Genomic DNA, 22,703 nt, shown 5'->3' on the forward strand with positions numbered 1-22,703 from the left:
ATCAGAAGTCAGCCACAAAGGGAATCCGGTGCGATTCATGGCGGTCGAAAAGCGCTCTAACCGCGCGAGCAGTTCCTCGACCGGCGTGAAGGAAAAATCATGCAGCAGGATGACGACCTCCTGTTCGTCGCGCGCCCGATCGGCGGCGCGGCGAACGATGAGCGGCGCGGCAAGCAGGTTCTGCTCCTGAAGCGTGTGCGCGTGCATCCAGTGCGTGCCGCCCTCGCCCCGACCGGGAAGGTGTACCGATGGCTACTTGCGGGTTTGAGCAGGGGCTGCGGGTTGTCGGGCACGCCGTCGGACTCCCACGGCGGTGTGAGGCCATGCCAATGGACCAGCGTCGGCTGGTCGAGTTGGTTCGAGAGCTCGACGTCGAAGACGGCCTCGGCGTCCAACGTCAGGCCGGGCACGCCATTGGGCTGCAAAAGGCCGAAGACGCGTGCGGAGCGGCCTTTGACCTCGATCGAGCGGCTGGCTGCAGCGAGCTTGACGGGAGAAGGGGCGCCTGGCGTCTGAGCCCAGCCGAGGGCGGGGCGGGCAAGTGTAGCGGCGCCAAGGGCCGCGGCGCCGCTCATCACTGAGTGAAGAAATCTGCGTCTGTTCATGGTCGTTAGTCCTCATCGTGCCTGCAGGTGGCAGGCGTGCTGATTGAGCGCACCGAGACGGCGCGCGCCGAGCCCCGAAGCGTCGGGGCGGGTCGAACTCGATCAGCATCGAGGAGGTTAGTGCGGCTGCCCGATCAGGATGCCAAAGATCGGATCACCGCGGTCGAGTCTGTGCTTTGCGAGTACTGGCCGCGGCTTCTCGTTCCATCCCGTGGCAGCGGGAGCGGTGCAAAGGCTGCACACGGAGGTGCAACAACGGGCGGCATGCACGCCGCTCGGCTTGCCGACGGCGCTTGTCGACGAATGAAACTCGGCAGCGTCGCTTGCAACATCATTGCGTACGGAGCGTTCGACCGAGTGGACTGCGCTCGCGCAGGACGTCACGTCTGCACTGGCCATCGACATACCGAGCAAGGCGAAGGTAAGGGCGGCGACAAGCACCGTTCTCATCATCCCTGCCAAGCGCCGCGACGGCTTCGTGTGCGTCAGGTTCATATCTCCCATATAGCAGCAGATTTGAGCAACGACTTGATCGGAATCAATACATCGTTGAAACAACGCGCGAGCCTGGGCTGTCATCGTCCGCCCGGAGAGCGAAGCAGACGGAACGTCCCCACGTGCTGGCATCGCGAACAGGCGAAAAGTCGATCAGGCCGCATCTTTCACGTCGGCGCGACCATCGCCACACGCCGAGATCGGAAGACCTGAGATAATTCTGCCGGTCGGAAACGCCACGCGCCGATCCTGCACGCGAGGTATGCGGCTTTTGGCGGGCACATCGATACGGCAATGTCATCCGGCTGAAGTGCCCGAGACGCCTACTCCGAAAATCTGCGTCAGCAGTACCACGTTAAGAAGCAGCACAATAACAGTTCCAACAATCGCCATGGCTCCGATGAGCCGCGTATTGACGTATGGACCCATGATATCCGGGCGCCGCGTGAAGATCACCAGCGCGATCATCGGCACCGGCAGCGCAATGCTCAAGATGACCTGGCTGACAACGAGCGCGTTCGTGGCATTCACCCCGAGCGCGACGACGACAAAAGCCGGAACCATCGTCACGACGCGGCGTGCCCACAGCGGGATCCGAAATTGGACAAACCCTTGCATGATCATCTGACCGGCCATTGTGCCGACGACAGAACTCGAGATCCCGGATGCGATCAGCGACACCAGGAACACCGCCGCGGCGGCAAAGCCCAAGAGCGGCGTCAAAGTATGATACGCGCTTTCGATTTCGGCGACATCGCTGTGTCCGTTATGAAAGGCGCTGGATGCCATCATGACCATGGCCATGTTGACGAGACCCGCGGCGGCGAGCGCCAGCACAACCTCGATGTTCGAAAACTTCAAGAGCTTGCGTCGCTCCGATTCACCGGCCACAGGTGCGCGCTGTTGGGTCAATCCCGAGTGAAGATAAAGAGCGTGGGGCATGACGGTCGCGCCTATGATGCCGACCGAGATGATCAGCGCCTCACGATCCGGAATGTGCGGCAATAGCGCACTGTATGAGGCCGCCGTCCAGTCAACCGGCGCGATGAACATTTCGACGAGGTAACACAGCCCAATGACCGCAACGAGGCTGCCTATGATCAACTCCATCGGACGGAAGCCGTGCTTCTCGAAAAGCAGGATTCCATAAGTCACGACCGCTGTGACCAGCATGCCCGCAAGGAGCGGCATGTGGGCGAGAAGAGACAGGCCGAGCGCCCCGCCGAGAAACTCGGCAAGATCTGTGGCCATGGCAGCGATTTCGCTTATGATCCACATCGCGATCACGATAGGGACGGGAAAGTATTCTCGGCACATTTCCGCAAGATTGCGCCCGGTCACGATGCCGAGCTTGGCCGAAAGCGCCTGAAACAGCATGGCGATGAGATTCGCCATCAGGACAACCCACAGCAACGTGTAGCCGTATTTGGCACCGGCTTGAATGTTGGTGGCAAAATTGCCGGGGTCCATGTAGGCGATCGATGTGACAACAGCCGGACCGGCAAATAGCAGGGCCGTGGTGGGCCCTCGACGCCGACCCGCCAGCGCCTCTTCGATGGCCGCAATGGTGCGCTGTGTCACGGTCTGCAATGAGAGGAGAGAGGACATTTCGAAGCCTTTCGTTACCTCTGCTTCGAAATATAGCCAAAGCTACATTTTCGTCAATCGACTTTAACGGCGGGCGGGGCGAGGCGTATAATGTCGCTGCGATTCACATGGCTGCGGACTTGGACCATCCGCTCAATCAGAAAGCGACCTCAGTGACCGCGGCACAAATACGACGACGGAGTGACTCATCGGACCGTGATGATCCACGGCAGGCTGAGCGGTTTGAGAAAGCCAGAGCGGCGCGATCGATGACGCTCTTGGAGGACTACGTCGAGCTGATCGCCGACCTGTTGAAAGAGCACGGCGAGGCTAGAACAACCGACATCGCCCGAATACTCGGGGTTACGCACCCCACCGCCACGAAGACGATAGCTAGGCTGAGGCGTGAGGGGTTGGCTGTATCGCGTCCTTATCGGGGCGTGTTTCTGACCGAAGCCGGAATTGCCCTGGCCGACCGGGTTCGGCGAAGGCACCGTCTCGTCGTAGAATTATTGATCGCGGTCGGCGTACCGCAGGAGTCCGCTGAAGCGGATGCCGAAGGCATTGAGCACCACGTGTCAGATGTCACGCTGTCGGCATTCGAGCGTTATCTGAAGAAAAGCGCTGCCGGCGGCCGCAGCCTCGGTGCGACCGGCAAGCCGTGACATTCCTGGCTGAGACGAGAGTGGTCACAGACCGCGGGACGGTATGACGTTCTGTATTGACCGGTGTTGGCAACGGCGTGGACTAGCCGAGATGCGGCAGCGTAACGAAGGCCGCAAAGCCGACGGCACCTGCCACTACGGAGGCGAGCGCGAGAGGAAGCCAGAAACGCACTGGCCCGGTCGCTGCAGCGACGATGAGCCGGCCGGCGGCATTGGTTGCAAGCGCGATCAGCACGGCGTGCCCCACGGTCTCTCTATCGGCTGAGACGCCGAGAAGCCGTAATGCGCTCAGCACGGCAACGTCGATATCGAAGGTGCCGGTGATCGCCGACGTGACCACCATGCCGCCGGTGTTCCCGACCGAAACTGCAGCACTTATGGTCGATACCACCGCAAAAAGAATCGCAAAGGCCAGCAGTGCCCACAATTCGAACGGGTTGCGTGGCATTTGCCCGGCGTCGCTTGGAACTGCACCGCGCGACAGGAACACCCCGCCACACATTACGAAAGTCAGCACCGCGGCAAGAATGGCAAGACCTGCGACGCCGAGCACTGATGGTGAGACGATCGCGACGATGCCGGCAACACGCAGCACCGAGACAGCCGCGGCGAGCGTGGCGGCTCCGGCCAGCGGCCAGGGATTGCCGCCTGCTGTTGCCGTACGCGCGAGCGCCAGCGTGACCGCCGTCGACGACACCACTGCCCCCGCCAATCCGCCCACTAGCACTCCACGTGTGGCTCCGAACAGGCGGACGGCAATATAGCCGAGGAACGAGATGGCAGCCGTCAGCACTGTGAACAGCCAGATCTGTTGCGGATTGAAGCCGCCCCACGGATCGATCGCCTGCGCAGGGAGGAGCGGCAGAATGATCGCCGTCATCACCGCCAGCACCAGCGCTGCGCGCAACTCGATCCAGGAGATGCGCCTGAGAAGGCCATGCAGCAGATCGCGACTGGCGAGCAGGACGGCGAGTGCGGTTCCTCCGGCGGCAGCTGCGCGGTGATCCCCCGTAACCGCCAGAGCTCCGAGCACGAACACGCCCAGCGCCGCGACAACGCCGGTCACGCTGAAATCGGCATCCTGAGTGGCTTCGCGGCTCTTGAACCACGCGAAGACCGCCGTGAAGGCGATCAGACCCGCAATGAGCACCGAAGGCGCCTCGAGACTGCGGGAAAGCGCCGCGAACACGCCGCCCAGCAAGCCGGTGATCGCATAGGTACGGATACCGGCCGTCCTGGCACCGTCCGGGGCGTCGCGCTCGCGCCAGCCGCGCTCGAGGCCGACGAGCAGACCAATAGCCAGGGCGAGGCCGAACTTCGTGATCAAGATTTCCATCGCGAGTCTCCCGACGGCCGGTGACCATAATGGGAGACGTGCATCATCGCGCTTTGCGGATCATCCGCCACAGGACATCGTCGCAGCGCCAGAAGTGGTGCCAAAGCGCGGCGCAGGCATGCAGGAGAACAAGAACGAGTAGCGTCCAGCTAAGGACGCTGTGAACCGGGGCGATCCGAAACGTCAGATACATGGCGATCGTTCCGGTGATCGGCAGTGCGATCAGCACGGCATAGAGGGCGGCGTGCATGGCTTTGGCCGACATGCGCTCCAACGGCGACAAGCCCGGAACAGGCGCCGGACGGCCGTATGTGAAGCGCAGCAGAAGCTGCGCCAGCGCGAGACCAAGAATGGCCCAACCGCTCCAGGCATGCACCTGATGCAGAAACAGGTCGATGGGACGCGGCTTCATGAACAGGTGCGCCATGTGGGTGCGCTGTATTGCCCAGGCGGTCGGCACCTGGACAAGACACAGGACCAGCACCAGCCAATGCATGAGTCGATGCGCGAGAGGAAATCCGTCCGGGCGATCCGCGCCGCGCATCCATCCGGGCAACAGCGTCCTCAAGCCTCGACCTCAACGATGTCGCCTGAGCGTGCGGCATAGTCGAGCGCATAGGCGAGCTCGCCTGTTGTCTCGGCGTGGACATGGAGAAGCGGCTGGCCGCGGTCGATCTCGTCGCCGAGCCTGACCTCCATGTGAACGCCCGCCGCCTTCGCTTCCGGCGCGCCCGCGAGCTTGGCGAGCCGGGAGAGCTTGCGGTTGTTGATATGAACCACGCGGCCGGCGTGCGGTGCCGTCAACGGATGGGCGTAGGCCGCCTTCGGCGGCACACGAAGGCCGCCCTGCGCCTGGCAGATCGCCTCGAATTTCGACCAGGCCCTGCCGCTCGCAAGGGTAGCCAGCGCGAGATTGACACCCTCTCCCTTCTCCGCCTTGCCGCCGATCTCGAGCGCGGCTCCGGCCAGCGCGGCGGCGCGACGACGCAGATCGTCGGGCGCCGTCGGCGCGTTGTTCAGCACGGCAAGCACGTCATGGGCCTCGAGAGCCGGTCCGATGCCGCGCCCAACAGGCTGGGCGCCGTCGGTCTGGACGCAGGTCGTTGCAAGATCGAAGCGTGTCGCAACCGCGCTCAGGCGCTGCGCAAGGCGGCCAGCCGCGTCCTCGCCGCGCACCTTCGCGGTGGCGCCGACCGGAATGTCGATCACGACATGGGTTGACCCCGCTGCGATCTTCTTGGACAGGACGGAGGCGATCAGCTGGCCTTCGGTGTCGATATCGAGCTCGCGCTCGACGCGCACGAAGATATCGTCGGCCGGGCTCAGATGCACGGCGCCGCCCCAGGCGATACAGCCGCCTTCACGTTCAACGACGCGCCTCAATGTCGCGATGTCGAGTTCCACCGGAGCCAGCGTCTCCATCGTGTCGGCGGTGCCGGCCGGAGAGGTGATGGCACGTGACGAGGTCTTGGGCATGAGCAGGCCGTTTGCCGCGACGATCGCGACCACGATCGGCGTTGTCCTGTTGCCGGGGAGGCCGCCGACGCAATGCTTGTCGACCACGATCGGCGCGTCCCAGCGCATCCGTTCGCCGACGTCCACCATAGCGCCGGTCAGGTCGGCGGTTTCGTTCTCGTCGAGGGGGAGGGCAGCACTGGCGGTCAGAAAGGCCGCAAGGTGGACCTCCGTGTAGCGGCCGGCGACCACGTCGCGCAGGATCTCGGAAAAGGCTCGGGAGTCGAGCCGATTGCCGTAGATGCGCTGACGCACGCTCGCCAGGGAGTCAATCGCTGGCGCATGGCTGACCCGGACCACATCACCGTCGGTCAGGCCAAGCCGTTCCCACGCGGCCTCGGAAAGGCCGACCTCGTCGATGGCGATGAGCCCGTCACCATCGACCTGAAACAGCGTCGCCTGCACCTCGCCATTCCCGTTGGACACGAGCACCTGCGAGCGCGCCGACAGTCCCTCCGACCGGCAGACGTGGCAATCGGTGCGCATGACGACGACAGCCTGATGCTGGGTGTGCAGATGGATGCGTCGCACCCGCAGCGTCGGTTGAGCGGGAATGGCCATGTCGGTCGACGTCATAGATCGAACTTCTGGTTCTGACGGGGAACGACGGCGTTCCACTTGAGCTCGCGGTCGATGCGAACGCGCAGGGCTTCCGCGCCTTCGTCTTCACCATGCACGATGAACACACGTGACGGCGGTCGCCGGAAGCCCGAAAGCCATCGCATCAGCTCGTTCGAATCGGCATGGGCTGACAGCATCGACAGTTCCTCGACCGCAGCGCGAACCGGAATCCATTCGCCGTGGATCTTGGTCTCCTGCGCGCCTTGCAGCATGGCCCGGCCGCGGGTGCCGGCTGCCTGGAAACCGGAGAACAGGATCGTGTTGCGGGCGTGTGGAGCGAACGCCTTCAGGTGGTGGAGGACGCGCCCGCCGGTCGCCATGCCGCTCGCCGAGATCACCACCTTGGGGTAGGGGCTTGCCGTGATGCCCTTCGAGCCGTCGACGTCGCGGGTGTAGGTCGCAATCGCGCAGACTTCCTTGCATTGCTCCGGCGTCAGACGGTGGTCCCCGCGATGGGCGTGGAGGAGGTCGGTGGCGTCGATTGCCATCGGACTGTCAAGATAGACAGGCACCTTCGCCAGGCGCCCAGCCCTTTTGAGCTTCCAGAGATGGTAAAGGAGCGATTGCGCGCGGCCCACGGCGAAGGCGGGAACGACGACCGTCCCGCCGCGCGCGACCGTTCGCTCGACGACGGCGCCGAGCGCTTCGGTGGGATCGGCAGGATCGTGCACACGGTTGCCGTAGGTCGATTCGACCAACACATAGTCCGCCTCCGGCACCGGCACGGGATCGGGAAGAACCGGATCGTCATAGCGGCCGAGATCGCCGGAGAAGGCGACACGGCGTCCGCCCCATTCGATCTCGGCGGTGGCGGCCCCAAGGATGTGACCGGCATGGCGGAAAGTCAGCGTCGCGCCGAACGAGAGCTTGACCGGTTTGTCGAAGGGGACGGTCGAGAAGAATTCGAGGCTGCGCTCAGCGTCACGGATGCCGTAGAGGGCGAGCGCCGGCTTGTGCTTCGAAAAGCCCTTTCGGTTGGCGTACTCCGCATCCTTTTCCTGCAGGTGACCACTGTCCTTGAGGATAAGCTCCGCGACGTCCCGGGTCGCCCCCGTCGAATAGATCGTTCCTTTGAAGCCGTCGCGCACAAGCTTGGGAAGATACCCAGAATGGTCGAGATGGGCGTGCGTCAGGATAACGGCGTCGATGCTCGATGGGTCGATCGGCAGCGGCTCCCAGTTCAGCTCGCGCAGATTTTTGAGGCCCTGAAACAGTCCGCAGTCGATCAGGATGCGTTTGTCGCCGTTGGCGAGCAGATGTTTCGAGCCGGTGACGGTGCCTGCGCCGCCGAGGGAAGTAAGTGTCAGCATGGCGTCCTTCATTTGGTAGGAGGGATGAGATCGGCGGGCGAGCCTTTCCCATCGATGGCATTGCGTTCGGCGACTGTCAGGAATTCGTTGCGCGACCATCCGGCCAAAGGTGCGGCGGCATCGATCAGATGCGCCCAACTGCAGCGATTGGCGAACAGCAGGCCCGCGGTATCCAGCGTGCCGCCCCGGCTGATATAGCCGCGGGCCACAGTGTGTTTCGGACCGCTGTCGAGCCGTCGCAGCAGGCCGAGCATCGGCTCGGGCCGTGTGTGCGAGACGATCAGGCGCGGGACATCGACCGGGAAGAGGCGCACGAGCTCCTCGTCGGACGCCACAAAACGCGCCTCGATCGGATCGCGCGGGATCCGGAAGCGACCGGGCTCGCTGATCGCCGTCACCACCACCCGCCGTCCATGCTCTTTCAGGCGGTGCGCCGCCTTGAGCGCCTCTTCGAGCTGGTAGGCCCCGATCGCAACGATCTGCAACTCGGCGCCGTCAACCTGTCCTGCGATGTGGGCAGCGCCGTCGGCGACAAAACGGACGGCGGCCGCGCCGTCGAAGCGGTGCGGCATGTCGCGCTTGGAGACGATCACGCAGGCGACCTGGCCGCGCCCTTCGAACACCGAAGCCATGGTGGCGACGGCGCTGTTGGCGTCAACGGGAAACAGCACACGCGCTGTGTCCGACATCTCGCCGAGCAGAGCCTCGCCGACGGTCGGGTCCTGATGCGACTGCTCGTTCTTGGAATTCTCCCACGTATGCGAGGTGACGACGAGCGGCACGGAAATCCAGCCTGGGTTCTGGCCCACGGTGCGTTGGTGGCGCGCGAAGATAATCTCCTGACGCAAGCCACCCAGCATCTTCATCGCGAATGCTTCGTAGCTGACGATGAGGTTGATCCCGCCTTTGTTCGCAAGGGCCGCGGCGGCGACCGCCTCCTCGTTGAGCGCCGTGATCACGCTGCCGTTGCGTGCTTCGGCGACGCCCGTCTCCGGCGAATTGACGCGATGGCGCAGGCGCTCGAGGGTCGCGCCCATATGATTGGAGCTCAACTCGTCGGGGTTGCCGACACGCACGCGCAGAGCAGGATTGGCGTCGACGAGCCGTACAAACCAGCGATCGAGCGCGTGCATAGCGCAGTCCGCCGGTGAGCCGGCTTCCGTCCAGTGGGGGGCGGGGAGTTCCGGCGCCGGCGGATGGCGGACCGCCAGAGGGTGAAGGCTCTCCGCTGGCCGGTTCTGCCGCTCGTGGACCGCTACGGCTGCGACCGCCGCCTCGATGTCGCCAGGTGGGACGAACAGGTCTTTCGCCGCGGCGTTGAAGGCGCTGCGCGCAGCTTCGTTTCGCGAAGGGTTTGCTGCCAGAGGCAGGTTGTGCGCGGCATTGGTGCCTGCGCCAGGGAAGCCGAACCCCTTCACGGTCTCGGCGATGACGTAGGGCATGGGGGTCGGATAGGCGCGATCGGGATCGGCGGAAAAGCGCCCAAGGCGTTCCTCCGCCGTCAGGATCGCCCAGACGAAGGCCGCGGGATCGCGACCGTCGATCTCGAACGGATCGAAGCCGTTGAGCCTGAGATGATCGGCGAGCCAGGCCGCACCGCCCTGCTGCGCAATCTGCGCCCGCTCCTCAATCCTTCGGCCGTTGAGGATCATGACCGGCACGACGAGACCGCAGTCCTCGGCCCGCCACCAGCGCGGCGTCCAGTCAGAGCCGCGCTGCTCCTCGAAGGCGCCATCGCTCAAGAAGGCGACCAGGCTTTCTCCCGGTAGCGGGGCATGCACATATTGGACCTCGGCGAAGCCGAGATACCCGCCCTCGGAGATGGCGCCGGCCGTGTTCGGTCCGGCATGGCTGCCGATCGGCACCGCCGGACGGCCTTGGGCGTCGATCGCGTAGGAATAGAAGTCGGCCGCAAGCTGGGAAAGCCCCTTCTCGCTGCGGTCATAGCGCCCTTTCTGCGCATCCGAAACATCGCCGGTCAGCGCGTTGAGCGCCTCGATCGCGGCGACGCAATGGCCCTGGCCCATCACCCAGGAGCGGGTGGTGGCCGAGAGTGCGTTCGCCGTGAGATAGCCGACAAAGGCCGGCACCATGTTTAGCGATCCGCCGGTATGACCTTCCGGAGCAGCCTTGAAAGCCTCGGCCGGCAGCGGCGCGCCGGAGAGGTCGACGCACTTGGCATAGGTCATGTGAACGACCGTCCACATCGCGGCAGACGCCAGCCGGTCGGCGGCGGCGAGCAGGCGGTAGAGCGCGTCAGGGTCCAGCTTTGGCGACTGCGCGAGTGAGCGAATGCGCTCGATGGTCTCGTCGGTATGCGTGATCGGGCCGTAGCCGGCGCGCCAATGTTCGAATGCTGAGGACGTCGTCGCGGCCATGCGTTTGCTGCCTTCAAGGATTGATTTGCTTCACGGCTGTTGGCCGGTTCATCCGACCCCGCCGGTCCAGGGCGGAGGATCGCTCGCAGGGAAGGAATCGATACCAGCGCGTTCGACGTCGTCGACCGCCTCGGGTGGGCGTCGATGACGGACGAGTTCGGGATCGGGCGCGTCGGCAGCCGCGATCGCGTCGGCGATCAGCTGCGAGAGTCCGATCGCGTTGGTCGGGTGACTGACCGAATCGGTGGACACGATCCTGCCGCAGAGCGGCGCCAGACGCGTATAGGAATCCCCAGCGAAGATGCCGTGCACGACAGCGACGTCGGGACGTGGGAATCCAAGCGGCGGCAGCTTGCGCGCCGCTTGGATGAGCGTGTTGCCGGAGGAGGCGATGTCGTCGACCAGGACGGGCTGCAGCCCGCTCCATGAAGAGAGGTCGGGAAACGCGATCTCGACGTCGCGGTCGCCATGCCGGATCTTGCGCAGCACCGCATGCGGCGCGCCGATCTTTGCGGCGATGGCAGACACCCATTGCTCGCTTTCCTCGTCCGGACCGATGATCAGCGGACTGGCAACCGAGGCGGCGATCCACTCCGCCAGGAGCGGCGCCGCGTGCAGCGTCAGCGCCGGGATTTTGTAGAGCGCGGAAAGCGCCGGATAGCGGTGCAGGTGCGGATCGACGGTGACGAGCCGGTCGAAGCTGGACGAAATCAGGCGCGCGAAGGTTCGCGAGGTGATGGCCTCACCCGGCCGGAAACGCCGATCCTGCCGCATATAAGCCAGATAGGGAGCGATCAACGTCACCGCGGTGGCGCCGAGCGATCGGGCCGCGTCAGCGAGAAAGATGAGCCGGAGAAAGCCTTCATCGGGGCGAGCGAGCGTCGAGACCAGAAGAACCGATTTTGCTGCGACGTCGCCGGCGAGGCGCACATAGCTCTCGCCATCCGGAAAGTTGCGCGTTTCGATCTCCCCCAGCTCGCCGGCGCCAGCGTTCGCAAGTGCTTGCGCAAATGCTTCATTGCCGGGGAGAGCAATGATGACGGGGACGGAAGTCATCTGGGCTGGGGCAGGAGGCATCATCATTCTTTCGCAGTCTCGTTCCGGCGTGCAGACGGACGCGCGGTCAGCTCATGATTTCTTGCCCAAAGGCGAAGACAGGTCCCCGATAAAGCCTGCACGGAAGCTCGATTCTTTAATCGAGATTAAGTTCTTGCCCTTGGTGTCGAGCCGGTCTGCGCGCTGGAACGGTATTTCCGGACATGCGCAAAGGGCATACTCAAGGGCACCGGCCAACAGCTTTCCGGACTCAATCTTGATCTGAGTTAAAGTTCTGGCCCTCCCGGGCGCGCATTTTGGCGACCAAGCAGGCTTCAAGTGCCTTTTAGCAAAGAACCTTGTTGATCCTGACGCTCAATAGACGCGGCGATCCATGACGTACCTGGCTGATGACATGAACCGCATTGGCCGTCGCGCGCGCGAGAAGTACGGGAATGCAGCTGATGGAGAATGAGAACAAAGCGTCGACAAAGCGGGTCTTCAAGTTCGACATCCTGTACTTTATTGCCGTCTTCTTCGCCGTTCTGCTGATCCGGGATCTGCTTGTCGGTCAAGGCCACATCAAGGTCATTCCGTACAGCGAATTCCAGAGCCTGATCGAAAAGGACGCCGTCACCGACTTGGTGGTCGGACCGACGGAGATCACCGGCGCTTACAAGTCGCCGGTCGAGAAGGACGCGCCCCAGCATTTCTCCACGGCTCGCGTCGATCCGCAGATCGCCGACCTGCTGACCAAGCGCAATATATCGTTCTCGGGCAAACCCGCGCCGGGCCTCTTCGAAAACCTGCTCTCCTGGCTGATGCCGGCTGCGATGTTCGTGTTGATCTGGATGTTTTTGCTGCGGCCGATGATGGCCGGACAGCATGGCGGCCTGATGGGCATCGGGCGCAGCCGGGCGAAAGTCTATGGCGAGAGGTCTGTAAAGGTGACCTTCGCCGATGTCGCGGGCGTCGATGAAGCCAAGCAAGAGCTCGCCGAAGTCGTCGGCTTCCTAAAGGACCCGGCAACCTATGGCCGGCTCGGCGCGCGCATTCCCAAGGGCCTGCTTCTCGTCGGTCCGCCCGGAACCGGCAAGACGCTGCTGGCGCGTGCCGTCGCCGGGGAATCGGGGGTTCGCTTCTTTTCGATTACCGGTTCCGAATTCGTCGAGATGTTCGTCGGCGTCGGCGCTTCGCGCGTGCGCGACCTGTTCCAGCAGGCGCGCGCGCAGGCCCCGGCCATCGTCTTCATCGACGAACTCGATGCGCTCGGTCGCGCCCGCGGCGTCGATATGCCGGGCGGTGGACATGACGAGAAGGAGCAGACGCTCAATCAGCTGCTCGCCGAGATGGATGGCTTCGACCCGAGCGTCGGCATTATCGTTCTCGCCGCGACGAACCGGCCAGAGATTCTCGATCCCGCGTTGCTGCGCGCAGGTCGCTTCGATCGCCAGGTTCTGGTCGACCGCCCCGATCGTCAGGGCCGGATCGACATACTGAACGTGCATCTGAAGAAGATCAGCGTGGCGCCCGAACTCGACGTCGCGGCGGTCGCGGCGCTCACGCCCGGCTTCACCGGCGCCGATCTCGCCAATCTGGTCAACGAGGCCGCGCTTGTGGCCACGCGCCGCGGCGCGAGCGCCACCGTGCTCGACGATTTCACGCAGGCCGTGGAACGCATCGTCGCCGGCCTGGAGAAGAAAAGCCGGATTCTCATTCCACGCGAGCGCCAGATCGTCGCCCATCACGAGATGGGGCATGCGCTCGTCGCCATGGCGCTTCCCCAGACCGACGTGGTGCAGAAGGTCTCGATCATCCCGCGCGGCATTGCTGCGCTCGGCTACACGCTCCAGCGGCCGACCGAGGATCGCTTCCTGATGAGCCAATCCGAACTGCAAGATCGCATGGCGGTGCTGCTTGGCGGTCGGGCCGCCGAAAGCCTGGTGTTCGAGGAGATTTCGACAGGCGCGGCGGACGATCTCGTCAAGGCGACGGACATCGCACGCAACATGGTGGTCCGGTTGGGCATGTCGAAGGAGCTGGGACAGGTCGCTTACGAACCGGAGACCGGCAGCTTCCTCGTCGGACAGACCCCGGTCTGGCGGCCGCGCACCTATAGTGATGAGACGGCCGAGGCCATCGATCACATGGTGAAAGACCTGATCGACCGCGCCTTCCAGAAGGCACGCGCGATCCTCGAGCGCAACCGTTCCGTGCTGGATAGCAGCGCGCGCGAACTCCTCGCGCGCGAAACGCTGGGGCCTGATGAGCTGGCCAAGCTGACCGCCGGTCTATCGCGCGAGGCGTCGGGCCGGCCGGGGCTCGCTCTCGTCGAATGATGCGGATCAAACGCTGTCGGCTCCCTGCCGAGCCGGCGCATGCTGTTCAAGGGACCATAAAGTGCGCAGATCGCCTCTTGTCGTCATCGCCGTCTTGGTCGCAACCGCCGCGGGCGGCGGCTATGTCTATTGGCTCGGTACGCAGAACCGGGTTCCGGCAGGCCTGGCCCGAGTGAATGGAAGGATCGAGGTCGAGCGGGTCGACATCACCAGCAAATATGCCGGGCGACTGGCTGAAGTCCTGGTCAACGAGGGCGCGAACGTCAACAAGGGCGACGTGCTTGCCCGGCTCGATACGAGCGAGATCCAGGCCCAGTTGACGGCCGCGCGCGCCGCCGTCCATCGCAGCCATCAGAGCGTCGCCAGCGCGCAAGCGAGTGTTGCCCTGCGCGAGGCTGAACTCAATCTTGCGCAAATCGAACTCCAGCGTGTCGTCGACCTCATGCGAACGAACACTTCGACCCAGGCCGAGCTCGATCGCCGCACGGCGCAACGCGACATTTCAAGAGCGTCTCTGCAGACCGCTAAAGCCGCCGTCGAGGACGCCAAGGCCTCGGTGGAGGTTGCCGAGGCGCAGGTCAGCCAGATCGAAGCCGCCATTGCCGACATGGCGTTGAAGGCCCCGGTATCCGGTCGCGTCGAGTACCGTCTCGCCCGAACCGGCGAGGTCGTCGGCGCCGGGGGGCGCATATTGACGGTCTTCGACCTCTCGGACGCCCATATGACGATCTATCTTCCGACGGCCTCGGCCGGTCGTGTGGCGGTTGGCGCGCAGGCGCGCCTCCTGCTGGACGGCCCGGGCGGCTACATCTTGCCGGCGATCGTGTCGTTCGTTTCGGCCGACGCGCAGTTCACACCGAAATTCGTCGAGACGGCGAATGAGCGCGAGAAGCTGATGTATCGCGTCAAGCTGCATCTCGACCCGGCGCTGGTCGCCTCCGAGCGGGGCTATGTCAAGGCGGGGATGACCGGCAACGCCTATGTTCCGGTGACCCCAGACGCGCTTTGGCCAACCGAACTTGCGCCGAGGCTGCCCGATGGAGGCTGAGCCCGCCACAGCCGTCAGCCTGTCGGGCGTCCAACATGCCTATGGAAAGGTGATCGCTCTTCGCAGTCTGGCTCTGACCATTCCGCGAGGGTGCAAGCTCGCCATCGTCGGGCCGGACGGGGTCGGCAAGTCGACCTTGCTCGGCTTGATCGCGGGGGTTCGCCGCATTCAGCGCGGTTCGGTCAATGTGCTGGGCGGCGACATGGCTTCGGCGGCGCACCGCCGCGAGGCCGCGCCCCGCATCGCCTATATGCCGCAAGGGCTCGGACGCAATCTCTACCCGACCTTGTCGGTCTACGAGAACATCGACTTCTTCGCCCGGCTGTACAGCCAGCCGGACGATAGTCGGCGTCGGCGCATCGACGAGCTCATGCGGGTCACCGGGCTGTTTCCGTTCGCCGATCGCCCGGCGGGAAAGCTCTCCGGCGGGATGAAGCAGAAGCTCGGGCTGTGTTGCGCGCTGGTTCATGATCCCGATCTCCTCATTCTGGACGAACCGACGACCGGCATCGACCCGTTGTCCCGCCGCCAGTTCTGGACGTTGATCGGACGTATCCAGGCCGAGAGGCCGACCATGACGGTGATCGTGGCGACCGCGTACATGGAGGAGGCTGGCGCCTTTGATCGCATCGTGGCAATCGACGATGGCGCGATCATTGCGGACGGGAGCCAGGCAGAACTGCTTGCGCGCGCCGGCGCCACCACTCTCGAACAGGCCTATATCGAGCTACAGCGTCCGGAACGGCGCGGGGCGCGCGCGGCGCCGTCCGTGCCGCATCTCGAACCCGACGGCGGACCGCCGGCCATCGTGGCCGAAGGCCTGACCATGCGCTTTGGCGATTTCACCGCGGTCGATCATGTCAGCTTTCGCATCGAGCGCGGCGAGGTCTTCGGCTTCCTCGGCTCCAATGGCTGCGGCAAGACGACGACGATGAAGATGTTGACCGGGCTGCTTCCGGCGACCGAAGGTCATGCCGAGCTCCTGGGCAAGGCGGTCGATGCGCGCGACATCTCGACGAGGACGCGGATCGGCTACGTCTCGCAATCTTTTTCGCTTTACGAAGAGCTGACCGTGCGCGGCAATCTCGAGCTGCACGGACGACTGTGCGGCATCGGCGGCAAGGTGCTGCGTGAGCGGGTGGATGAGGCCTTGTCACGCTTCGAGCTCGGCAAGGTCGCCGAGACGCTGCCGGACGCCTTGCCCTTGGGCATGCGCCAACGCCTTCAACTGGCGGCGGCATGCCTGCACCGGCCGGACGTCCTGATCCTGGACGAGCCCACCTCGGGCGTCGATCCGGCGGCTCGCGACCGCTTCTGGAGCCTTCTGCTCGAGATGTCGCGCCGCGACGGGGTGACGATCTTCATCTCGACGCATTTCATGAACGAGGCCGAGCGCTGCGACCGCGTCTCTCTCATGCATGCGGGCCGCGTGCTGGCGGTCGGCGCGCCACGCGAGCTCCAGGCCGCACGTGAGGCCGCAAGCCTGGAGGATGCCTTCGTCGCCTATTTGGAAGATGCGGCGGGTACGGGTGCTGGCGAGCCGTCCGTGAATGATGAAGCGGTTGGCGTGGTCGAGCCGACCTTAGTGAGGCTGAATAGCAATGCCGAGGTGGCGCAAACGCCGCGCCTTGCTTCGATGAAGCGGATCTGGACGTTTGCACGCCGGGAGGCGCTCGAGCTCAGCCGGGATCGCATCCGGCTGGCCTTCGCGCTGATCGGTCCGCTGCTGCTGATGGCGGCGTTCGGCTACGGGATATCGTTTGATATCGAAGGTTTGCGTTACGCGGCGCTCGACCGTGACCAATCTTTGGAAAGCCGGGCGTTTCTCGACCAGTTCTCGAACTCGCGGTACTTCGTCGAGCAGGCACGTCTGAACGACGATGTCGAGATCGACCGGCGACTGCGCGCCGGCGAGCTGAAATTCGCCATCGACGTCCCACCCGGCTTCGGCCGCGACCTTTTGCAGGGCCACAGGCCCGAGGTCGGCTTCTGGCTCGACGGCGGCAATACCTTCCCCGCCGAGACCGCGCGCGCCTACATTCTTGGAACGCTTCAGACCTACGCTGGCGAGCTGGCGCGCGCCGCCAATCGCGGCAACGGACTGCCAGCCGAGACGCTGCGGGTGGAGCCGCGCTTTCGTTACAATCAGGATTTCCGTTCCGTCTTCGCGATCACGCCGGGATCGATCATGCTGCTGCTCATCATCTTCCCGGCGATGCTGACCGCCCTCGGGGTCGTGCGGGAGAAGGAGATGGGGTCGATCGCGAATGTCTATGCGTCGCCGGCGACGGTCGGCGAGTATCTGCTCGGCAAGCAGCTCCCTTATGTTGTGATCGGCGTCCTGAGCTATCTCAGCCTGCTGGCTTTCGCCGGTGGCGTGCTGGGCGTCGTGCCGAAGGGCTCGCTGCTGGCGCTCTCGCTCGCGGCCCTGGTCTATGTCTACGCCGCGACGGCATTCGGGCTTCTCGTGTCCGCCTTCGTCTCGACCCAGGTCGCCGCGATCTTCGGCACCGCGATCCTGACGGCGATGACCGCAGCGCATTATTCGGGCTTCCTGATCCCGGCCTCCTCGCTCGAGGGGCCGGGCCGCATCATGGGCCTCTCCTTCCCGCCGCTTTGGTTCCAGACCATCAGCCTCGGCGTGTTCGCCAAGGGCCTCGACACGCCAGCGTTCGCCCGCGAGCTTCTGGTGCTGGCGGCGTTCGCGCTTGGATTCCTGCTGCTGGCGCGGCTCTTGATCCGCAAGCAGGGGGCGTAGCGATGCGGCGCTGGATCGAAAACGCCTTCCGTCTCGGCGTCAAGGAATTCGCCAGTCTGTCGCGCGATGTCGTGATGGTGGTGCTCATCGGCTACGTCTTCACCTTCGCTGTCTATTCCGAAGCGACAGCGATGCGAACCGACGTCAATGACGCCAAGGTGGCCGTCATCGACGGCGATCGCTCGACCCTCTCGGGCCGGATCAAGGACGCGCTGCGGCCTCCCTATTTTCGGCCGGCGGTCGAGATCGACCGCTCGAGCCTCGACGGCTTGATGGACAAGGGCGCTTTCACGTTCGTTCTCGACATTCCGCATGGTCTGGAAGCCGATTTTCTCGCCGGACGCAACCCGACCGTTCAGGTCAATGTCGATGCCACCAGCATCTCACAGGCCGGCGTCGGCACCGCCTATATCCAGGAGATCGTCGCGCAGGAGACAACACGCTTCCTCAAGCAGGCCCCCGTCGAGACGCTCGCCCCGGTCAAGCCGGTGATCCGCGCGATGTTCAACCCGAACCTCGAAGCCATCAGCTTCACGGCCAGCATGGGCGTCATCAACAATGTCACCATCCTCGCCATCATTCTGGTCGGCGCCGCGGTGATGCGGGAACGGGAGCATGGCACAATCGAGCATCTTCTGGTTATGCCGGTGAGCGCCAGTGAGATCATCGCCGGCAAGATCTGGGCAAACGGGCTGGTCATATTGCTGGCAGCCGCGTTCTCGCTTCACGTCGTGGTCGAGGTTGTCCTGCGCACACAGATCGTCGGCTCGATCGAGCTGTTTCTTGCCGGAACGGCCATCTATCTCTTCGCTGTGACGTCGCTCGGCATCCTCCTCGCCACCGTCGCGAACTCCATGCCGCAATTCGCGCTGCTCTCCATCCCGGTCTTCGTGCTCATGTTCCTGCTGTCCGGCTCCTTCACGCCGTTCGAGAGCATGCCGCGCGCCCTGCAGCTGATTATGGACCTTTCGCCGTCCACGCATTTCGTGCGCTTCGCTCAAGCGGTACTTTACCGGGGTGCTGGCGGTGATGTCGTCTGGCGCGATCTTCTGGTCATGGCAGGGCTCGGCGCGGGGTTCGTGTCGGTTGCTCTTTACCGCTTCAAAGCTATGCTCGCGCGCCCGTCGTGACGATCGGCCTCGAGGGTGCGACGCGCGGGTCGAGGCTTGTCCGCATGGGACTCGACGGCAGCTAGCGACTTGCTGTCGGTTCCGGCATGAGAAGGCGGGGCAGACGTATGCAGGCCAACAGTGTGGCCAGGATGAGCAATGCAGCGAGGAGAAAGCTCGCATCGGGCAGGACCGGCAAATTGAACAGCGCGCCGCCTGCGACCGATCCCAGGGCCTGGCCGAGACTGGCAGCGGCAGTCATGCGACCGAGCTGTGCGCCCTGGCTTGTCGGAATGCCAAAGGAAGACCAGTAGGTGGCGACCGGCGACAGCAGGCCGGCGCTCGCTGCCACCAGTGCGACTGCAACCGACATCAAAACAGACGTGTTAACGACCGAAACGACGACCAGCCCGATGGCAAGCGTCGCCAAACCAGGCGCAATGAACCAGCGCGTGAACTCTGGCTTGATGAGAGGCGAGAATACCAAGGCTTGCACGACCGCCATCACCAGGCTGCACTCGGCAAACATGATGCCGATATGCGCAGCGTCGAGACCAAGGTCCTTGCCGCGCAGCGCCAGTCCGACTTCGAAGACGCCAATTGCGAGGGCCGTCACCAGCGCGATCGCGAGGAGCCGCAGCATGGCGGGCCGTTCGATCTGCGCGGTGTCGGGCGTCACATCGACGTTGTCGCGGCGCGAGCCCGAGGGAAGCAGGATCACCACCGACACGGCTGCGATCACGGCCAGCCCTGTCGCCGAGAGCAGCGGCATCGCAAGAGAGCGATCGGGTGAGAAAATCCAGACTCTGCCAGCGACACGCATCGCCAGCCCACCGAGCAGAGGCCCGATGAAGAAGCCGGCGGTGCCCGCTATATTGATCAGCGCGAAGCGATGGGCGCGCCATTCTTTCGACGGCGCATAGTCGCCGATGAGCGCATAGGCGACAGGTGTGATAGCGGCGGCGAATAAGCCGCCGAGAAAGCGGCCGAGATAGAGAAGCGGGAGACTTTCCGTGACGGCAAAGAATCCGGTGGTCACCGCGAAACCCAGAAGGCCGACCAGGATGATCGGCTTGCGCCCGCACCGATCGGAAATCCGTCCCCAGATCGGAGCGCCGATGAAGATCGCGATGATGTACGCGCCCGTCAGTAGCCCCGTATGCCATGACAAGGCCTGTGGCGTGCTCGCGCCGGCGATCTGCTCGATCAGGAAAGGCAAGATCGGCAGAGCGACGCCATAGCCGACCGTGATCGCGAACATTGCCACCAGCACCGCCGAAAGCCCGCGCCAACCGAGGCTCTCCGGTTCAGTTGCAGCCATGGCACAGAGCCGATCTTGTATGAGAACACCGGTCGCGCTCTGCGCCTGACGCGGCTCTTGCAATTTCTAGGTGGGCGAACAGCCAATTGAGCTGCAAAGCGTTCGACACCATTTCATCCACGCCCTTCGACGAGACGTCGCGCGCGAGCCGACCAGCGGGGCGCCAAGGGCTTGACGAGCGACCGAAGCTTCGAGCTAGACTTGGGATTCAACGAAGTCTTTAATCCGCATCAAGCTTTTAGCCGACATCGTCGTTTGTTCGTGCTCCAGACGACGATCAGCCATGCTAGGTACAAGAATCGATGTCTGGCGCTAGCCTGACCGGGGAAGAGCGTCCGACACCATGTCCGAAGCCTTGTTATCGTCTGTTCCCGTACCTCACGCCGACCTGTTGCGCGAGCTGATCCGACGCTGGCGCGATGACCCAGGCGCAACCTACCGCTCGTGGTTCTTGTGGGACGAGCGACTGAAGAACTTCCGCTCGATACGGCGCGGTCTGCAGGTGGTGGTCGCCGAAATCGAAGCAGGTCGTTTCGGCGTCGCCTATCGAGGTTCGTCGCTCGAAACGGTAGTTCATTCGATCGCCGAGCAACGCCAGATATTCAAAGGTGCGGACCATGCCTGGCTGTGGAAGCCGAAGCTGCGCATCCCCGACATCTACGAAAGTCCAGAAAACCAACGCGCGTTCGGACGATTGCTCGACAACTGCTCATGTTGCGACACCGCCGAGGAGGTCATAGGTCACATCCGGGCGATCGATCAGCGCAAGATCAAGGGATTGGGACCTGCCGCCGCCAATCTTCTCTACTTCCTGCATCCGACCCTGATCCCGCCGTTCAACACTGCCATCGTCAACGGCTACAACGCCGTGAGCGGCGCCAAGGTAAAGCTCGGTTCATGGGACCACTTCCTGGCGATGCGCGCCGGTATCCTCGATCTCAACGACTGCTACCGCGACCTTCTATCCAATGACCTAGGCGCGATCGGCGGATTCTTGTTCGACGTCGGCTCGGGGCGTTACCCCGCCCCGCCGCTCGATCAAGAGGGCTCTGCCGCCCGCGACTGGCTGGGCCAGCTGGAGCAGGCGCGCGCTGAGGCAAGCCGCCTCGACAAGGCGGTGGCAGCGCAGGGCGAGACCGATCGCACCCATGCGGAGATTCAGGCATGGTTGCGCGATCTCGGTCTTGCGCTTGGCCATGACGTGTGGATCGCCGCCAACGATCGCGGCCGGCTTCATCAGGGCGTTCCCTTAGGCCAAGGGTGCCTAGAGCGGTTACCCGATGCCATCGCAACTTCGCCTGGCGCGGACTCGATCCGGCTGATCGACGTGCTGTGGCTCTCCAAAGGCGGAGGCGTCGCGGCCGCCTTCGAGGTCGAACACTCGACATCGATCTACTCGGGAATCGTCCGCATGCTTGACTTGGCATTGTCGGGCGGCGACCTGCACGCGACCGCAGGTCTGTTCCTGGTCGCGCCGGACGCGCGTGAGGCAGACGTCCGTGCCCAGCTCCGCCGGCCGGCGTTCAGCCGGATCGCCGATCTGGATTTCGCCTACCTCTCCTATGGCGAGCTTGAGAGGAACAAAGACGCGATCGCCCGCTTCGGGTCAGACCTCAAAGCAATCAGAGCCATAGCGAGTCCGCTTCGCTGACGCGAGAGCCGTCGCGCGTCGTCCTGGCCAGGCTGTTGTGGAATGCCGCCCTTTGCTGGCGGTGGTCCCGACCCTACGAAAGGACGTGTCCGATGAGCATACCTGCAAAGGCGGGACATCAGAGCCACATCGATTCAACATCGATCCGATTTATCGAACTGCCGGACCCAAGACCTAGTAGTCGTAGAGCCCACGAAAAGCCCGCTCCTGTGCGCTGTCCCGCGTCTCGCGGGCCATCTCGATGGCTGCTTGCATCTGTTCGCTCAAGGTACGCTCCGCAGCACGCATGGGATTGTCCATGGCCGCGGGAAGCCGCTTCGCGCGAACTTCGTCGGCAAGCCTTGCGATCACATGCATCCACGGTGAAAACTTTTCGGAGAGCATATAACGGCTGGTCCGCATCGGATGAAGCCATCGCAGCACCTCGGCCGACCACGGCGTGGTCATGGCCTGAACCCACGGGCTGACGAAGTTGCTGTAGAGCGTCTCGTTCGCCTGCGACAATTGTCGCACGCGTTCAAAGGCTTTCCGCGGATTGTCGAAGGCCAAGTCTTCGACGCGCCGCTCTTCGAAGGAAACGCTGTATTGCGGTTTGCGACAGTCAGGATCGTTGGTCGGGTTGGAGATCTTCATCTCGTAGAGGCCGGGCGGAAGGTTCACGACGTCATCGAGGCTCTCCAGGATGGCGCGGTGTTCCAAACGCGCGACCGACGCTGAAACGAAGATACCTAGATGCCCCACGCGGGGATCGGTCATGAAGACAATTCTCTGGCCTGCCTCCTTCAAAGCATCTGTGGTCTTGTAGACGGCCTTAAGCCAGGCCAGAGCCTGATGGGGCGGCGTGATGTTGTCGCCGTAGGAGGCAAAGATTGTTGTTTTTCACCCAGAACTGAGCCGGTTTTTCCATCGAGAAGTGAGCCACTTCTGACT

At 63.9% G+C, this 22,703-nt stretch carries 17 protein-coding genes and 2 pseudogenes; 6 read left to right on the forward strand and 13 right to left on the reverse strand.

The genetic code is table 11. From position 1 onward, the window contains the following. From IE243_RS23595 to IE243_RS19420, 4 genes and pseudogenes are all read right to left on the reverse strand, one after another. A pseudogene (locus IE243_RS23595) lies at nt 1-207 on the reverse strand (copper oxidase); the annotation flags it as partial. A 77-nt stretch (nt 208-284) separates the two neighbouring features. Next, nucleotides 285-605 (reverse strand): annotated as a pseudogene (locus tag IE243_RS23600) (multicopper oxidase domain-containing protein); the annotation flags it as partial. A 117-nt stretch (nt 606-722) separates the two neighbouring features. Next, the gene (locus tag IE243_RS19415) at nt 723-1,184 is read right to left on the reverse strand and encodes a hypothetical protein (protein ID WP_191321008.1); all 462 of its coding nucleotides are present in this window, start codon (nt 1,182-1,184) and stop codon (nt 723-725) included. 213 nt (nt 1,185-1,397) lie between these two features. Continuing rightward, complete coding sequence (locus tag IE243_RS19420; RefSeq protein ID WP_191321009.1) at nt 1,398-2,708, reverse strand: Nramp family divalent metal transporter; 1,311 nt, start codon at nt 2,706-2,708, stop codon at nt 1,398-1,400. Nucleotides 2,709-2,860: 152 nt separating this feature from the next. Between IE243_RS19420 and mntR the strand changes: the two genes are divergently transcribed. Beyond that, nucleotides 2,861-3,352, forward strand: a complete 492-nt coding sequence (gene mntR / locus IE243_RS19425) for a manganese-binding transcriptional regulator MntR (RefSeq protein ID WP_244643267.1) — start codon at nt 2,861-2,863, stop codon at nt 3,350-3,352. A gap of 82 nt (nt 3,353-3,434) precedes the next feature. Here the strand turns inward: mntR and IE243_RS19430 are convergent, their stop codons facing one another. Genes IE243_RS19430 through IE243_RS19460 form a run of 7 tightly spaced genes read right to left on the reverse strand, consistent with a single transcriptional unit; the run spans nt 3,435 to nt 11,805 of the window. After that, nucleotides 3,435-4,688 carry an MgtC/SapB family protein gene (locus IE243_RS19430; RefSeq protein ID WP_191321011.1) on the reverse strand — a complete coding sequence of 418 codons (1,254 nt, stop codon included), beginning with the start codon at nt 4,686-4,688 and terminating at the stop codon, nt 3,435-3,437. A 43-nt stretch (nt 4,689-4,731) separates the two neighbouring features. Further along, nucleotides 4,732-5,232 carry a cytochrome b gene (locus IE243_RS19435; RefSeq protein WP_191321012.1) on the reverse strand — a complete coding sequence of 167 codons (501 nt, stop codon included), beginning with the start codon at nt 5,230-5,232 and terminating at the stop codon, nt 4,732-4,734. A gap of 20 nt (nt 5,233-5,252) precedes the next feature. After that, the gene (locus IE243_RS19440) at nt 5,253-6,779 is read right to left on the reverse strand and encodes a thymidine phosphorylase family protein (protein WP_210319918.1); all 1,527 of its coding nucleotides are present in this window, start codon (nt 6,777-6,779) and stop codon (nt 5,253-5,255) included. Beyond that, complete coding sequence (locus IE243_RS19445; RefSeq protein ID WP_191321013.1) at nt 6,776-8,134, reverse strand: MBL fold metallo-hydrolase RNA specificity domain-containing protein; 1,359 nt, start codon at nt 8,132-8,134, stop codon at nt 6,776-6,778. Before IE243_RS19445 ends, IE243_RS19440 begins: the two co-directional genes overlap by 4 nt. Before the next feature lie 8 nt (nt 8,135-8,142). After that, nucleotides 8,143-10,512 carry a phosphoketolase family protein gene (locus IE243_RS19450; RefSeq protein ID WP_191321014.1) on the reverse strand — a complete coding sequence of 790 codons (2,370 nt, stop codon included), beginning with the start codon at nt 10,510-10,512 and terminating at the stop codon, nt 8,143-8,145. Nucleotides 10,513-10,560: 48 nt separating this feature from the next. Next, nucleotides 10,561-11,595 (reverse strand): ribose-phosphate pyrophosphokinase, encoded by a 1,035-nt coding sequence (locus IE243_RS19455; protein ID WP_244643265.1) that lies wholly within the window; start codon nt 11,593-11,595, stop codon nt 10,561-10,563. A 45-nt stretch (nt 11,596-11,640) separates the two neighbouring features. After that, a complete protein-coding gene (locus IE243_RS19460) occupies nt 11,641-11,805 on the reverse strand; it encodes a hypothetical protein (protein WP_191321015.1) in 165 nt (54 codons plus the stop codon). 197 nt (nt 11,806-12,002) lie between these two features. On the opposite strand from IE243_RS19460, the gene ftsH reads away from it, so the two are divergent. From ftsH to IE243_RS19480, 4 genes are all read left to right on the forward strand, one after another. After that, a complete protein-coding gene (gene ftsH / locus IE243_RS19465) occupies nt 12,003-13,886 on the forward strand; it encodes an ATP-dependent zinc metalloprotease FtsH (RefSeq protein WP_244643266.1) in 1,884 nt (627 codons plus the stop codon). Nucleotides 13,887-13,947: 61 nt separating this feature from the next. After that, nucleotides 13,948-14,934: an HlyD family secretion protein gene (locus IE243_RS19470; RefSeq protein WP_191321016.1), complete on the forward strand. Its 987-nt coding sequence runs from the start codon at nt 13,948-13,950 to the stop codon at nt 14,932-14,934. After that, nucleotides 14,924-17,692, forward strand: coding sequence for a ribosome-associated ATPase/putative transporter RbbA (gene rbbA, locus IE243_RS19475; protein WP_191321017.1), 2,769 nt, complete (start codon nt 14,924-14,926; stop codon nt 17,690-17,692). The genes IE243_RS19470 and rbbA overlap by 11 nt, the downstream gene beginning before the upstream one ends. A 2-nt stretch (nt 17,693-17,694) precedes the next feature. Beyond that, on the forward strand, nt 17,695-18,822 hold the full coding sequence (locus IE243_RS19480; RefSeq protein WP_034462657.1) for an ABC transporter permease: 1,128 nt from the start codon (nt 17,695-17,697) through the stop codon (nt 18,820-18,822). Nucleotides 18,823-18,883: 61 nt separating this feature from the next. On the opposite strand, the gene IE243_RS19485 is transcribed toward IE243_RS19480, so the two are convergent. Further along, nucleotides 18,884-20,122, reverse strand: a complete 1,239-nt coding sequence (locus tag IE243_RS19485) for an MFS transporter (protein ID WP_034462658.1) — start codon at nt 20,120-20,122, stop codon at nt 18,884-18,886. Nucleotides 20,123-20,465: 343 nt separating this feature from the next. Here IE243_RS19485 and IE243_RS19490 point away from each other — a divergent pair, with 343 nt between their 5' ends. Continuing rightward, nucleotides 20,466-21,773, forward strand: coding sequence for a type II restriction enzyme NmeDI-related protein (locus IE243_RS19490; RefSeq protein ID WP_051443750.1), 1,308 nt, complete (start codon nt 20,466-20,468; stop codon nt 21,771-21,773). Between the two features lie 174 nt (nt 21,774-21,947). Here the strand turns inward: IE243_RS19490 and IE243_RS19495 are convergent, their stop codons facing one another. Further along, nucleotides 21,948-22,643, reverse strand: a complete 696-nt coding sequence (locus IE243_RS19495; RefSeq protein ID WP_308432087.1) for a DUF3141 domain-containing protein — start codon at nt 22,641-22,643, stop codon at nt 21,948-21,950. Between the last annotated feature and the right edge of the window lie 60 nt (nt 22,644-22,703).

Origin of the sequence: Camelimonas fluminis (genome assembly GCF_014656355.1) — a bacterium.
GTDB classification, from domain to species: Bacteria; Pseudomonadota; Alphaproteobacteria; order Rhizobiales; family Beijerinckiaceae; genus Camelimonas; species Camelimonas fluminis.

Coding starts and splice junctions, on each gene's coding strand:
- IE243_RS19415 (WP_191321008.1), bottom strand. CDS start 1,184: ATGACAGCCCAGGCTCGCGCGTTGTTTCAACGATGTATTGATTCCGAT.
- IE243_RS19420 (WP_191321009.1), bottom strand. CDS start 2,708: ATGTCCTCTCTCCTCTCATTGCAGACCGTGACACAGCGCACCATTGCG.
- IE243_RS19430 (WP_191321011.1), bottom strand. CDS start 4,688: ATGGAAATCTTGATCACGAAGTTCGGCCTCGCCCTGGCTATTGGTCTG.
- IE243_RS19435 (WP_191321012.1), bottom strand. CDS start 5,232: ATGCGCGGCGCGGATCGCCCGGACGGATTTCCTCTCGCGCATCGACTC.
- IE243_RS19440 (WP_210319918.1), bottom strand. CDS start 6,779: ATGACGTCGACCGACATGGCCATTCCCGCTCAACCGACGCTGCGGGTG.
- IE243_RS19445 (WP_191321013.1), bottom strand. CDS start 8,134: ATGCTGACACTTACTTCCCTCGGCGGCGCAGGCACCGTCACCGGCTCG.
- IE243_RS19450 (WP_191321014.1), bottom strand. CDS start 10,512: ATGGCCGCGACGACGTCCTCAGCATTCGAACATTGGCGCGCCGGCTAC.
- IE243_RS19455 (WP_244643265.1), bottom strand. CDS start 11,595: ATGATGATGCCTCCTGCCCCAGCCCAGATGACTTCCGTCCCCGTCATC.
- ftsH (WP_244643266.1), top strand. CDS start 12,003: ATGCAGCTGATGGAGAATGAGAACAAAGCGTCGACAAAGCGGGTCTTC.
- rbbA (WP_191321017.1), top strand. CDS start 14,924: ATGGAGGCTGAGCCCGCCACAGCCGTCAGCCTGTCGGGCGTCCAACAT.
- IE243_RS19480 (WP_034462657.1), top strand. CDS start 17,695: ATGCGGCGCTGGATCGAAAACGCCTTCCGTCTCGGCGTCAAGGAATTC.
- IE243_RS19485 (WP_034462658.1), bottom strand. CDS start 20,122: ATGGCTGCAACTGAACCGGAGAGCCTCGGTTGGCGCGGGCTTTCGGCG.
- IE243_RS19490 (WP_051443750.1), top strand. CDS start 20,466: ATGTCCGAAGCCTTGTTATCGTCTGTTCCCGTACCTCACGCCGACCTG.